11 protein-coding genes are annotated in these 14,490 nt (G+C 43.1%); 6 read left to right on the forward strand and 5 right to left on the reverse strand.

What is annotated here, in order from left to right; all coding sequences use genetic code 11:
- Positions 1-98: 98 nt before the first annotated feature.
- Entirely contained in the window at positions 99-1,322 is a 1,224-nt protein-coding gene (locus ACFQZI_RS13275) for an ROK family transcriptional regulator (protein ID WP_377143182.1), read from the reverse strand.
- Between the two features lie 332 nt (positions 1,323-1,654).
- On the opposite strand from ACFQZI_RS13275, the gene ACFQZI_RS13280 reads away from it, so the two are divergent.
- Positions 1,655-1,882 carry a hypothetical protein gene (locus ACFQZI_RS13280; RefSeq protein ID WP_377143184.1) on the forward strand — a complete coding sequence of 76 codons (228 nt, stop codon included), beginning with the start codon at positions 1,655-1,657 and terminating at the stop codon, positions 1,880-1,882.
- A 37-nt stretch (positions 1,883-1,919) separates the two neighbouring features.
- Here the strand turns inward: ACFQZI_RS13280 and ACFQZI_RS13285 are convergent, their stop codons facing one another.
- Positions 1,920-3,323, reverse strand: a complete 1,404-nt coding sequence (locus tag ACFQZI_RS13285) for an MBL fold metallo-hydrolase RNA specificity domain-containing protein (protein ID WP_377143186.1) — start codon at positions 3,321-3,323, stop codon at positions 1,920-1,922.
- Between the two features lie 130 nt (positions 3,324-3,453).
- Between ACFQZI_RS13285 and ACFQZI_RS13290 the strand changes: the two genes are divergently transcribed.
- Together ACFQZI_RS13290 and ACFQZI_RS13295 are read left to right on the forward strand one after the other, a co-directional pair.
- Entirely contained in the window at positions 3,454-3,825 is a 372-nt protein-coding gene (locus tag ACFQZI_RS13290) for a BlaI/MecI/CopY family transcriptional regulator (protein ID WP_377143188.1), read from the forward strand.
- A gap of 2 nt (positions 3,826-3,827) precedes the next feature.
- Positions 3,828-5,783, forward strand: coding sequence for a TonB family protein (locus tag ACFQZI_RS13295; RefSeq protein WP_377143190.1), 1,956 nt, complete (start codon positions 3,828-3,830; stop codon positions 5,781-5,783).
- Positions 5,784-5,838: 55 nt separating this feature from the next.
- Here the strand turns inward: ACFQZI_RS13295 and ACFQZI_RS13300 are convergent, their stop codons facing one another.
- From ACFQZI_RS13300 to ACFQZI_RS13310, 3 genes are all read right to left on the reverse strand, one after another.
- The gene (locus ACFQZI_RS13300; RefSeq protein WP_377143192.1) at positions 5,839-6,516 is read right to left on the reverse strand and encodes a PAS domain-containing protein; all 678 of its coding nucleotides are present in this window, start codon (positions 6,514-6,516) and stop codon (positions 5,839-5,841) included.
- An 83-nt stretch (positions 6,517-6,599) separates the two neighbouring features.
- Positions 6,600-6,755, reverse strand: a complete 156-nt coding sequence (locus tag ACFQZI_RS13305; protein WP_377143194.1) for a lmo0937 family membrane protein — start codon at positions 6,753-6,755, stop codon at positions 6,600-6,602.
- Between the two features lie 180 nt (positions 6,756-6,935).
- The gene (locus ACFQZI_RS13310) at positions 6,936-8,723 is read right to left on the reverse strand and encodes a M61 family metallopeptidase (protein ID WP_377143196.1); all 1,788 of its coding nucleotides are present in this window, start codon (positions 8,721-8,723) and stop codon (positions 6,936-6,938) included.
- A 222-nt stretch (positions 8,724-8,945) separates the two neighbouring features.
- Here ACFQZI_RS13310 and ACFQZI_RS13315 point away from each other — a divergent pair, with 222 nt between their 5' ends.
- From ACFQZI_RS13315 to ACFQZI_RS13325, 3 genes are read left to right on the forward strand one after another with little or no spacing between them, the layout of a single operon-like run.
- Positions 8,946-10,019 (forward strand): efflux RND transporter periplasmic adaptor subunit, encoded by a 1,074-nt coding sequence (locus tag ACFQZI_RS13315; RefSeq protein ID WP_377143198.1) that lies wholly within the window; start codon positions 8,946-8,948, stop codon positions 10,017-10,019.
- Between the two features lie 5 nt (positions 10,020-10,024).
- Positions 10,025-13,147, forward strand: coding sequence for an efflux RND transporter permease subunit (locus ACFQZI_RS13320; RefSeq protein WP_377143200.1), 3,123 nt, complete (start codon positions 10,025-10,027; stop codon positions 13,145-13,147).
- Between the two features lie 5 nt (positions 13,148-13,152).
- Positions 13,153-14,466 carry a TolC family protein gene (locus tag ACFQZI_RS13325; protein WP_377143202.1) on the forward strand — a complete coding sequence of 438 codons (1,314 nt, stop codon included), beginning with the start codon at positions 13,153-13,155 and terminating at the stop codon, positions 14,464-14,466.
- The last annotated feature ends 24 nt before the right edge of the window (positions 14,467-14,490 follow it).

A 14,490-nucleotide genomic window follows, 5' to 3' on the forward strand; every position in this document is an offset into this window, starting at 1 on the left:
AACTGTAATAGATGTAGAGGAAAAAAGTGAGCCGGAAAAAATTAACCAGCCCACTCATAATCAATCTAAATCAAATTCTTTAAACATTAAGGGTTTCCTTAATTGTATATTTCTTTACCTGCCGCAACCGGTCGCTTCTCAGCTACGGGCCTTGGGTTTATATATTGTAAATTTTCGGCTAACAATACCAGGCCGCCATAAAACTGGGCGTTTGCCCCTAACTTTGAAACCAGCAGGTTTACATCAGTTGTAAGCTGTGGTATACAATGTTCATTTAATGCCTGTTGTATTGGCGCCAGCCATAATTTATCAAGCACGCTTCCTTTACCGCTTAGTATAATACTTTCGGGGTTCATCAGGTGTATTAATATTGCTAATCCCTGCCCTACACTATAAGCGGCCTCAGAAATTATCTTAATACAAAATGCATCCCCCCGTAACGATTCTTTTATGATGTCGTCAAAGTCAATATTTTTATAGGTTGAAAGGCTGGTATTGTTACCGGCCTTTACACCCTCGCGCGCTTTTTCTTCTATGGCCAATAAGGATGCCTCCGTTTCTAAACAGCCATATTTACCACAGCGGCACAATTTCCCGTTACGGAATAAAGCCATATGGCTAAACTCGCCGGCATACCCGCTATGGCCTCTAAAAATTTGTCCGTTCATGATCATGCCTAAGCCCACGCCCCAACCCAGGTTAATTATCATTGAATTTTTAGCTGCGCTGGTATCGCCAAACATCTGTTCGGCAAGTGCAATGGCTGTAGAGTCGTTATCAATAAAAACCTGTAAGCCTACCTCATCTGTTAAAAACTCCGCAAGAGTGCCGTATGGCGGTTTCAAAAATGAATTGTTTGTACCCAATTTTGCATCTACAAATCCGGGCATAGTTACTTCCGCGGCTAATATATTATCGGCAGGAACGGTTGTTTTTTCTAAAAATGTTTTAACTCCATCGGCCAGTCTTTGAGCGTCATATTCGTGGTTGTATAGGTCGAGGTTAAACTCCAACTCTTCAATGATATTATGGTTGCTAATATCTACTATTGCAAGGCGTGTGGTACGCTGGTTTACGGCTACAGACAGTATATAAACCATATTATTAACTAACGAAAACGTAGCAGGCCTGCGACCACCGTTTGATGAACGTACCCCGTCTTCCTTCAATATCCCTTTTTCAACTAATTCGTTAACGGTTTTAGTAACTGATGGGATACTGCGTTTAATTAACTCACTTAACTCGCTAATTGATAGCGGCCCGTGAATAATATGATGCTTTATTAAATTGCTATGAAGGTAAAAGTTTTTAATAATAGGCATACAGGTTTATAAATCTTTTACATATTTAGTGAATAAATTTAATATAAAAACAATACTTTTTAAAATTTTTAATAACTATAAGTTTTTATTTACGAATTAAATTTGCTGATTTGATTGTTTACATGATAAAGTCATACAATTAATATTCTACATGCCATGCTTACCTCAAATGTTCATTTTTGGCATTAATGCAATAATTGTTATGCTCAGGTTCATATTACATTTGAATTTTTGTTTGGTGCTTTAAATCGCAGCATTTTTGCCTGCATGCTTTTTATCATGGGAAATAAACACGAGCGAATCGGTACAATGGAGGAGCCGAAGCGAGGGAAGTGCAAAATTATGCGCTTGCAAAACGCAAAGGTTATGGTTATTTGGAGATACGACCTACAGCACAGCCAATTGGCGGCGTGGGGAAAAAGTTATGGCCTGTGCTGCCTTTAGGCTGGCAAATATCAGATTTCGCCTTAGAGCAAATGGCAACCAGCCTTGGCAAAAACAAGGAGATAGCAAAAGTGGGCGATATTTGCCGTGCTGCTGAAGCGGTTAACAAGCATTAAATTTAGGCCCGTGATTTAAGTATCACGGGCCTAAATTTTAATCTAACACTAACTTTTCGTGCTGGTAAGGTATCTGAATATCATCAAAACCTTTCTCTTTTAGTTTTTCGGCAAAGTGTTGTTGCACATCGTACTCGCCGTGTACCAGGAAGATCTTTTTAACTAAAGCGGGGTCCTGGCAGGATAGGAAATGCAGCAGGTCTTCATAGTCGCCATGAGCGCTCATGCTTTTGATGGATTGTACCTCGGCGTTTACCTGGTATTGCTCGCCAAAAATATGAACCTCTCTCTCGCCCCGGGCAAGTTTACCTCCTAAGGAGTTTGGTTCGGCGTAGCCAACCATTAATATGGTGTTTTTTTGGTTGCCGATATTGTTTTTTATATGGTGCTTAACGCGCCCCGCCTCGGCCATGCCCGATGAGGAAATGATAACGCACGGCCTTACATCATCATTCAGCGCGATGGATTCTTCTGTTGTTTGTATAAAGCGAAGTCCCTTAAACCCAAATGGGTCGGCATCAACCTTCATCACTTCCTTTACATCTTTATTATACACCTCTGGGTGGTTCTTTAAAACTTGTGTTGCTTTTTCAGATAGTGGGCTATCTACGTAATAAGGTTCATCTGGTAATTGGCCTTTTAGCTCTAACGCGTTTAGGGCGTATAGTAATTCCTGGGTACGGCCAACACTGAAGGCGGGTATAATAACCTTGCCTTTTTTCACCTCGCAAGTTTGTTTAATAACTTTTAATAAAGCATCTTCAATTGGGCCTATATCCTTATGCAGCGAATCGCCGTAAGTAGATTCAAGCAATATATAATCGGCCTGCGGGAAGGTTTGGGGGCTTTTTAACAACAGGTCGCCGTAACGGCCAACATCGCCGCTAAAGGTTATGTATGTTTTTTTGCCATTTTCGGTTGCGGCAATATGAACCGCCGCGCTGCCCAGTACGTGCCCTGCATCCGTAAATTTAAATTTAAGGTTTGGGTTAATATGGTACTCCTCGTGGTAATCAACAATCTTAAACTGGCTTAATGCGGCTATGGCGTCCTCTTCGGTATATAAAGCTTCTAACAGCGGCTCGTTCTTTTTTTCGCGCTGCTTGTTGCTATATTCTACATCCTGCATCTGAATCTTGGCTGAATCCATTAAAAGGATCCGTGCAAGATCCATAGTAGCGGCAGTACAATAAATAGGCCCCTCAAAACCTTCTTTAACCAGGCGGGGTATCAGGCCGCAATGGTCAATATGCGCGTGCGAGAGTATGAGGTGGTCAACCTTTTTTGGGTTAAAGCCAAAGTGCTCATTCATATCTTCGGTTTGTTCGCCAAGGCCCTGGAACATGCCACAATCTAATAATATGCCGGTGCCATCCTGTAAGCGTAATAAGTGTTTGCTGCCGGTTACGTTTCGGGCGGCTCCGTGAAATGTAATATCCATTTATAATAGGTTGTGTTGGAGAACCAAATAGACAAATAAAAGTTTAATAAAAAATAAACTAAACATTTAGTTGTTAATTTGGTTTATATCGTATACCTTAGTATTCACATAACAATAATCATCTTATTAAATGGAAATTAAAGATCTAACCCGCGCCGAAGAGCAAATTATGCAAGTGCTGTGGCAGCTGGAAAAAGGCTTCGTAAAAGATGTTTTAGATGTTTTACCCGAGCCGAAACCTGCCTATAACACGGTATCAACCATCATCAGGATATTAGAGACCAAGGGCTTTGTAGACCACACAGCTTTTGGCAAAAGCCACGAGTATTACCCTATAGTGAGCAAAGAGCAATATAAAAACTTTGCAGCCGATAAATTATTAAGCGGCTACTTTGATAACTCGGTAAACAGGATACTTTCCTTTTTTGTGAACAAAGAGAAAATTAACCTGAAAGAGGCCGATGAGATCATGAAACTGATTGAGAAATTAAAAGATAAATAGTTATGAACTGGTGGCATTATTTATTGCTGGTAAATATTTACCTGACTCTGTTTTTTGGCTTTTACAGTTTATTGTTGCGTCGCGAAACGTTCTTTCAGCTTAACCGCATTTACCTGGTGGGTACAGCCACACTATCGTTTTTTATCCCCCTGATACAAAGCGAATGGGTTAAAAGCCTGTTTATAACGCAAAAGGTACAATACAGTATTTACGGTGGCAATGCCATTACCATAACAGATTTAGCCCCTATAAAAAACAACCCCGTAACCATTGGGCAGGTGCTGGTTGCATTATATACGGTAGGGGTAGTAGTTTTAGCAGTTAAGCTAATCATCCAGCTGATATTATTAAGACGAATAATTAAAGACCCTTCACCATCAGTATCTTATTCTTTTTTTAACAAGATAAAGATAAGCGATGGTATAAATGGCAAGGAAGTGATAGAAAGCCACGAGCTGGTGCATGCCCGCCAATTCCATTCAGCAGACGTGCTGATCATAGAAGCGGTGATGATCATCAATTGGTTTAACCCCGTGGTTTACCTGTACCGATATGCTATTAAACACGTGCACGAGTACATCGCCGACAGGCATACGCTTAAAGCAGGTACTGACAAGGCAGAGTACGCATTGTTATTGCTGAGCCAAACGTTTGACACGCCGGCACACCAGTTAGTTAACCCATTTTACAATCACAGTTTACTAAAAAAACGGATCATGATGTTACAAAAAAACAGATCGCAGCGCGTTAAGCTGATCAAATATGGCCTCTCGGCACCGTTGTTTATTATGATGCTGATACTATCCTCAGCAACTATCGAAAACAGCCACGCCATCGGCGCCATTCACAACAAAGCCGAAAAGGTTTTTGATGCACCTGCAAAAGCGGTATTAACAGATACCACTTATAAAACCACTATTATTACTTACAACCCAACGAAAGATAAGCTGCCTGCTGATACCGTACCGGATGAAAACAAAAATCAGGTATTTACGGCGGTTGAACATTCACCAACTTTCCCGGGCGGGCAGGCGGCGTTTGAAAAATACCTTGCAAGCAATTTAAAATATCCTGCAGAGGCTGTAAAAAATAATGTTCAGGGCCGTTCTATCATCACTTTTGTAGTGGAGAAAGACGGATCGTTGTCTGATTTCAAAGTTGTAAGGTCTGTAGGCAGCGGCACCGATGAAGAAGCGATAAGGGTGCTTAAAGCATCACCAAAATGGAACCCCGGCATACAAAACAAACGTAAAGTACGCGTGCAATACACAGTGCCCATAAACTTTACAATGAACAATAACAAGATAGGGGCGGTAACTACGCCTGCCGACAATTCGGGAGGCGTAGTTGCTAACACTGTTGAACATATGCCAAGCTTCCCCGGTGGGTTGCCAGCTTTTTCTAAGTGGCTTGCCGCTAATGTTAAATACCCTAAAGCCGCGCGCGAAGCTAATATCCAGGGCCGTGTTATTGTAAGTTTTGTGGTTGAAGAAGATGGCCGGCTTACTGGTGTAAGGGTGGTTAAAGGCGTTAGCAGGGATATTGACGAAGAAGCCCTGCGCGTTATGAACAGCAGCCCGAAGTGGATACCGGGAAAAGACAATGGTACCCCAGTTAAAGTAGCATACAGCGTGCCACTAAGTTTTGCGCTTGCTGCTGACAATGATAAAAAGGGTAAAACCACAGGTTATATGCCGGCACAAGGCCCGGAAATTTTTTTGAGAGATACCGACAAAACATCGCCTCTGATAAAAATAAGAAATGGATATGGTACAACCCCGCTTTATGTACTTAACGGTACAATAATTAAGCAAAGTGAAATGAAGTACCTGAATGCAGGCTCTATTGAAAGTATAACAGTACTTAAAGATAAATCGGCAACCGCGCTTTACGGCTCGGGGGGAGAAAATGGCGTTGTACTAATAACAACAAAAAAGAAGAGCCTGTTAGAGAAATGACCAGTTAGTTATAGTTTAATTACGCCGGCCTGTATGTAAACAGACCGGCTTTTTATTATAACTCTGGTCCCTCACGCTGCGCTTCTTTTTCCTCGCCCAGGTTGCGCATGATTTTGGTAAAGCCACGGTGAATCCCGTCTTCGTCAAGTAAAGGAAATACAAGGCCGGTACCCCAAAAGCGCGAGCCATCTTTACGCACATGATAGCGTTCGTCAATTGCGCGGCCTTTCTGTTTAGCGGTTTCAAGCTCTACACCAGGTGCGCCTTTTGCTACATCTTCGGGCGTAAAAAATATATCTGCGCACCTGCCAATAGCGTCAGTTTCTGTATAACCTAAAACACGTTCCGCGCCGCTGTTCCAACTATTTACGTCGCCATTTTTATCGGTAGTAAATACAGCATAGTCTTCAATACTATCCAGTACCTGCCGAAAGAAATCTTCGCTCATTCTAAAATAACTATCTTCAAAAACATCCTCGCCGGTAATGGTTGGGTTAAGCGTGGCATAATCAACTTCAACATTTATCCCATCTACACCACAAGCCAGTTGCATAGGTTCCCGCGTTATTCTGTAAAAAGTATCAAACCCCTCTGGGAGTGTGTTCAACTTTGGCTTTTCCCTCACCGGTTTTAATACAATGTTTGATGCTTCGGTAGCTGTGCTTGCCAAAACATAGGTATAGCCTTTTTCAATAAGGTCGCCAAGTAATTGCGGGGTGAATGGAATTTTCATATAAATGATCTAAATACGCAACAGGTGATTTGATACACAAAAGGCCGGGTAGCCCGGCCTTTAAAACTTTTTCTACAGGCGCTTTAAACTGCTGTTGGCCTGCGTATAATGCCTAATATTACCGATATAACCGCAATTACAAGCAAAATGTGAATTAAACTGCCTACAGCAGTAAAGAAGAAGCCAATTGCCCAGCCTATTACAAGTATGACTGCTATGGTGTATAATAATGAGTTCATGGTTAATGTATTAAATGGTTTTTTTTGGTTTATTATACAAATGTTAAATCAATAAAAAATGTTTTATATTTTTTTCTTTTAAAGAAAGGGATGCTTGCAAAGCCTCAATATTACAAAGCAAGGCAACAAAAAAGGCCCTATCCTGAAACGGGTAGGGCCTTGTAATGAGGTATGTTACAATTATAATTTTAACCATTTTTTGCGTACAGCCAGTTGCTGTGGTGTAGCATTTGGTAATTCGGTAATGGTATATTTCACGTTATCATTGCGTTTTAGGGTGACAGGGATTTTAAACGCCTGTCCATCGCGGCTAACGGTAACCACTATTTTATCGTCTACTTTTTTACCTTTTATAGCCGATAGATCGGTAACCGGAGTATCGTCAATGTTGGTGATCTGGTCGCCTACGTTAAGGCCATCAACCCAACCCGCCCCGTCGCGGAAAACAGTGGTGATAATGTTGCGGGTATTAACAGCAACACCAAGGTCGGCGTTATTGGTAGATGCCAGTTCATCAACCAGTTTATAACCGGCATAGCCCAGGTATTTATCATACTTTATGGCAGCTAAGCCATTAATGTATTGCGCGTAAAAATCATTAAGGTTCTTGCCTGCAAATTTTTCAAATCCTGCTTTAAATTCAGCATCAGTATATCCGCGTTTTTTTCCTTTGTAATACGTGTCATACATATACTTCATTACATCGTTAAGGCTGTATTTGCCGTTGCTGTTGTTAATGATCTCAAGATCTAACAGCATACCTATTACCGCGCCCTTGTCGTAGTAGGAGATGCCGGTGTTATATGAATTCTCGTTAGGGCGGTAACTTTTTATCCACGCGTCAAAACTCGACTCGGCCAACGGCTGCACCTTGGTGCCGGGTTGGTTTTCAACCGTGTTAATATCGCTTACCATATCACTCAAAAAGGTTTGGGTATCGGCAAGGTCGGCGTAGCGCAAAATGAGGTTTTGGTAATACGCAGTAAACCCTTCGGCTATCCAAAGGTTGGTAGTATAATTTTCGTTGTCGTAATCAAAGGGGCCTAAGGCAATTGGGCGTAAGCGTTTTACATTCCAAAGATGGAAATGCTCATGCGCAACCAAGCCTAAAAAGCCGTGATAAACGCGCTCATTGGTGTAGCCATCGCGCGAAGCGCCTAAAACAGTAGAGCTTAAATGCTCTAAGCCTCCGCCGTTACGCTGCTTGTTATGCACAATAAAGGTGTAGTGCTTATTAGGGTTCTCGCCAAAAACGGCTGCCTCAGCCTCAATTATTTTGGCCATGTCTTTTTTAAGGCGTTCTTTATCGTAATTGCCGCCGCCATACATGGCTACTTCGTAATGCGTATTTGCCACGTCAAAATCAAACACGTCTTGCGTACCTATTTCTAAAGGTGAATCGTACAAAATGTCGAAATTTGGCGCGGTGCGGCTAAATACATCGCCCTTAACCATTTCAAGGCTGGTAGATACCTTGTTCCAGTCTTTATAAGGTTTTATGGTAATGGTTGATGGTTGTGCCAGCATTCCTTTAGGGAACAGGAAGATACCCGTTGTAGAAAGGAAAGCGTGCGATACATCTATAAAGCTGGTGCGTACCGATAACTCGAAAGCATATACCTTATATTTTATGGTTACCGATGAAAGGCCTGTAGTATTCAGCTTCCAGGTGTTTTTATTGATCTTGGGTGCAGAAACGGCCTTGCCATTCGCGCTCGCGGTAAGTGATTCGATATTTTTAGCAAATTCGCGTACCAGGTACGAACCCGGCGCCCAAACAGGCATTTTAACTTCAAGTGACGGCTGTGCAAGATTAGAAACGGTCATTTCTACATCTACATAATGTGCCTGGGCTTCTGGGAAACTAACCTTGTACGATATTTTAGCAAGGCCGGCAGCGTTGCCCGATTTAGGGTCCATAAAAAAGAGGGTTAAAAGTACCAGTGCGGTTAATTGCAATTTTTTCATGCGGCAAGTTATAAAATTTATGTTTTTAAATTAAACGGGGTAAAAACAGTTGCGATGTAAAATGGTTGATACATGCAATCAAATTGATATATAAGGGGTTAATATTGCAGTTTAAATTGTTTGGCATCGCCATTCATGTGGTGATGAGTTAACAATTTATGTTTACACAAGTTTGTATCATAACCGCTTATAAATGAATACATATACCCCTAACATGCACATATGAAAGCCAAATACATTATATATACCTTACTTGCGCTGCTTGTTGCATTCTTAGTTTATAATAAATTTTTTAGTAAAAAAGGTAAAGCAAACGCTGCCGCTACCGCGGGTAAAGGCAAACGTAAAAACGGCCCCGTATCTGTTAACGTGATGATTGTTAAAGATACCGCCGTTAGCAACCAGATAGATATTACCGGTACTATTGATGCCAACGAAAGGGTAAACCTTATTAGCCAAACCGCAGGTAATATCACCGGCATTTATTTTAACGAAGGTAGCCGCGTAAAAAAAGGGCAACTGTTGGTTAAGGTTTACAACCAAGACCTCCAGGCATCGTTACAGCAATATGAAGCGCAAATGGTGCTTGCCCGCGATATTAATAACCGCAACAAGATATTATACCAAAAAGAAGCCGTAAGCAAGGAGGAGTATCAAACCTCGCAATCGTCGCTGCAATCTTTACAGGCACAAGCAGATGTGGTGAGGGCGCAAATAAGCCGCACCGAGATCCGCGCGCCATTCTCCGGTGTTATTGGGTTAAGAAATGTTAGCCCGGGTGGCTACTTATCGCCATCAACCCCAATTGCTACCCTTGTGAATATAGATCCGGCAAAGGTTACCTTTTCGGTGCCCGAGCGTTATCTGCCTATTATTGGCACAGGTAGCAAGGTTACCTTTACGGTAGAAAGCTCGCGCGACAACTTTAACGCCACTGTTTACGCTATTGAACCCGCGTTGGATGCAAACTCGCGTACCATTACCGTGCGTGCAAAGGCGCCAAACCCTAAAAATGTTTTAACAGCGGGCGCTTTCGCTAAAATAAATCTAACGCTGGATCAAATCCCGAAAACCATTATGGTGCCTACCGAATGCGTTATTCCAGATTTAAAAAGCAGCAAAATTTATTTGTATAAAAATGGCATCGCGGTAGCGCAGAATGTAAAGACCGACTTGCGTACCGATACCAAAATACAAATTGTAGATGGCCTTAAAGCCGGCGATAGCATCATTGTATCAGGCTTAATTCAGATCCGCCCGAAAGCACCTGTTAAGATCCTTAAAGTTATCAAATAACTAATATGAGTTTATCTTCCGTAAGTATAAAGAGGCCCGTATTGGCAACAGTAATGTCTGTTGTGATAGTAGTATTTGGTGTAATAGGGTACAAATTTTTGGGCGTGCGCGATTTCCCGTCGGTCGATCCGCCTATTATTTCTGTTTCTACCAGTTACTCGGGGGCTAACTCAGATGTTATCGAGTCGCAAATTACCGAGCCTTTAGAAAAAGCAATTAACGGTGTGCCGGGTATCCGTAACATATCATCAACAAGCTCGGTGGGGTCAAGCAATATAACGGTAGAGTTTGATCTGGATGCCGACCTTGAGACTGCCGCTAACGATGTGCGCGATAAAGTAAGCCAGGCCCAGCGCCAGTTGCCGCAGGATATTAACGCCCCGCCGGTAGTTACCAAAGCCGATGCCAGTGCCGATCAAATTATTACCCTTACCGTAAGCAGTAACACCCGTAACATTACCCAAGTGGATGATTACGCGGAGAATGTGCTGCTGGAAGGTTTGCAGACTATCCCCGGTGTAAGTACCATTAACGTACAGGGCCAGCGTCAGTATGCCATGCGCTTGTGGATAGATCCTAATAAGCTGTCTGCACTTGGCCTTACTGCTACCGATATTGGTGCCGCGCTTTCGCGCGAGAATGTGGAATTACCTGCAGGTAAAATTGAGGGTAATAATACCGAGATCACCATCCGTGCTCTTGGCAAGCTAACTACCGAAAAAGATTTTAATAACCTTATCATCCGCGCAGATAGCAACCGGGTTATCAGGCTTAACGATATTGGTTACGCGGTGTTAGGTTCTGCTAATGAAGAAACATCGTTAAAGGAGTCGGGCGTGCCCATGGTGGGTTTAGCTATTGTGCCACAGCCGGGCGCCAACTATGTGCAGATAGCTAAAGATTTTTACAAACGCTTAGATCAGATAAAAAAAGACCTTCCGCCGGATATTTCTGTTAAGGTGGCTTTAGATAATACTCGTTTTATCAACAACTCCATTACCGAGGTAAAGGAAACCCTGTTGATCTCATTCATACTGGTAGTAATTATCATTTATCTTTTCTTTAGGGATTGGCTGATTGCCTTCCGCCCGCTGATAGATATCCCGGTATCCTTAATAGGTGCATTCTTTATCATGTATGTGTTTGGGTTTTCTATCAATATCCTAACCTTGCTGGGCATTGTGCTGGCAACGGGTTTGGTGGTAGATGATGGTATTGTTGTAACCGAGAATATCTACAAAAAGGTAGAGGCCGGTATGGCTATCCGTAAGGCGGCTTTTGAGGGTAGTGCCGAGATCTTCTTCGCGGTGGTATCAACATCTGTTACGCTGGCGGCTGTATTCCTTCCTATCGTTTTTTTACAGGGTTTTACAGGAAGGCTGTTTCGCGAATTCGCGGTCGTTGTCGCCGGGGCGGTGTTGATCTCGGCCTTTGTGTCGCTGTCGCTAACACCGATGCTTAATGTAAAGCTGATCCGTAAGAACCAAAAGAAATCGAAATTTTACGTTTGGAGCGAGCCCTTCTTTGTAAACATGACCAACAGCTACACCGAAAGCCTGGTTAAGTTTATGAAAAAAACGTGGGTATCATGGGTGATACTTGCAGGCTGTTTGCTCATGACGGGCGTACTATTTAAAATTACCCCGTCAGAATTAGCCCCGCTTGATGACCGCAGCTTGCTGCGGTATTCGGTAACCGGTTCTGAAGGTGCTACTTACGAATACATGACCCGCTATATGGATAAGGTTGCAAATTTGGTTGCCGACTCTATCCCCGAAGCAAATGTAAACCTGGAGATAGTATCGCCATCATTTGGTGGTGGTGGCTCTGCAAACTCCGGCTTTGGCCGTGTAGGTTTGGTAGCCCCAGACCAGCGTGTGCGTACCCAGCAGGAACTTGCCGACTGGCTCAATAAAAAATTGACCAAAATGCCGGATGCCCGCGCTATTGTGGTGCAGGAACAAACCATAAGCGGCGGCGGTAGCGGGGCGCGTACTTCGTTGCCGGTACAATACGTTATACAGAACCAGGATTTTGAAAAGATAAGAAAGGTACTGCCGGAGTTTTTTGCTGAAGTATCTAAAAGCCCGGTTTTCCAGGGATCGGACGTGAACTTGAAATTCACCAAACCCGAGCTAAGGGTAACCACCGACCGCGACCGTGCCCGCGACCTGGGCGTATCTGTTGATGATATCGCTCAAACTCTGCAGCTTTATTACAGCGCCGGCCGGTTAGATTATTTCCTTATCAACGGTAAGCAATACCAGGTAATTGCCCAGGTAGACCGCGCTAACCGCGACCAACCTTTAGACCTTAAATCGGTTTATGTACGTAGCACAAAAGGTGGTCTGGTACAGTTAGATAACGTTGTGAAGGTTGCGGAAAGCGCAAGCCCGCCGTCTATCTATCACTTTAACAGGTATAAATCGGCAACGGTACAAGCCGGCCTTGCGCCCGGCCAAACCGTAGGCGATGGTATAGCCGAAATGGAACGTATTAAAGCGAAGTTGCTTGACGATACCTTTAGTACAGCGCTTAGCGGCCCTTCACGTGACTACGCCGAGGGTTCATCAAACATTCTTTTCGCGTTTGTTTTTGCTTTGTTGCTGATATACCTGGTACTTGCCGCGCAGTTCGAAAGTTTTGTGGATCCGTTTATTGTCATGTTAACGGTACCATTGGCTATTTCGGGGGCATTTCTGTCGCTGTGGCTGTTCGATCAAACGTTTAATATCTTTAGCCAGATAGGTATCATTACCCTGGTAGGTTTGGTAACCAAGAACGGGATCCTCATTGTGGAATTTGCCAACCAGCGAATGGAGCATGGCTTAAGCAAATATGAGGCGGTTGTTGAAGCGGCTACATCGCGTTTACGCCCTATATTGATGACCAGTTTGGCGGTAGTATTGGGCTCGGTACCTATTGCGCTGGCATTGGGTGCGGGTGCTAAAAGCCGTGTATCGTTAGGTATTGTGATTATTGGCGGGATGCTGTTCTCGTTGGTGTTAACGCTTTATGTTATCCCAACCATGTACATGATATTTGCTGCTAAAACCCGCCGCGACCCCGATCATGAGCCGGAAGAGGAAGTTGAACCTAAAGCGCCCTTATTAATTGAAAAACTTTAAGCAATATGAATATTAAAAGAATTATTTGCTTGATCTTTTGCGTTGCTGCTTTTGCGGTTGCAAGGGCGCAGGATGCCCCTTTGCTCACCTTGAAAGATGCCGTTGAAATAGCACTGAAGAATAATTATAACATAAGGTTATCACAAAACAACGCGACCATTGCCAGCAATAACGTTACGCTGGGCAACGCCGGCTTTTTACCATTAGTTACAGGAGATGCTGCTTTAAATAAAAGCAACCAGAAAATTAAGCAAACCCGTAACGATGGTACAGTGAACAACCTTACTGCCAATAACAGTAACAACAATTACGGCGTAAACCTTAACTGGACAATTTTTGACGGCTTTAACATGTTTGCCAATTACGACATGTTAAAGGAGCAAGATAAGCTGGGCGCCATCCGTTTGCAGGATACCATTCAAAGCACTGTTGCAAATGTTATCAATACTTACTACAACCTTATCAGCCAAACCGAGCAGATAAAAGCATTGCGTGGCGCTATAGAGATTTCGCGTACCCAACTCCGCTACTCAAATGATAAATTTACGGTTGGCCGGGTATCAAGATTGGATGTTTATAATGCACAGGTGAATTTAAATACCGATACATCAAATCTTATAACGCAGCTTCAGCAATATCGCCAAACTAAAATCCAGATGAACCAGTTGCTGGTACGCAACCTGCAAACAGACTTTACCGTAGGGGATACTATTGTTGTAAATAATACACTGATATTAGGAAATATTTTAGCTAAAGCGCAGGCGCAAAACCCCGATATATTATCATCGCAGATAAATAAGCGCCTGGCCGAGATAAACCTTCGCCAGGTAAAGTCAACCCGTTACCCGGTAATTGGGGTTACCTCCGGTTATACATTCAGCAACAGCAAAACCCCGGCAGGTTTCACTTTAAGCCAGAATGCCCACGGTTTTGCTTACGGCTTAACAGCATCGGTAAATATATTCGACGGGCTTAATCAATGGCGCCGCGAACGTAATGCCAAGCTGCAAATTGCCAATGCCGAGCTGAGCCAAAAGCAGGTAATGCTTGATGTTGAAGCGCAGATAAGCAACTTTTATGTGGCCTACCTTTCGGGGTTAGACCTGATCAGGATCGGTCAGTCGAGCGTAGAGCTTGCCAGGAAAAACCTTGACATATCGTTAGAGAAATATAAAATAGGAAATATCACCCAGTTAGAGATCCGCGAGGCCCAAAGGAACTACCTGGACGCGCAATCGAAGTTTTTTTCGGCGCAGTACCAGTCGAAAATGGCCGAGGTTACCCTGCAGCAGATAACAAACAGCATAAATATTCAATAAACTACTTTTAATTGTATTAAAAGT

Source organism: Mucilaginibacter lutimaris, assembly GCF_042676625.1.
Classification (GTDB): domain Bacteria; phylum Bacteroidota; class Bacteroidia; order Sphingobacteriales; family Sphingobacteriaceae; genus Mucilaginibacter; species Mucilaginibacter lutimaris.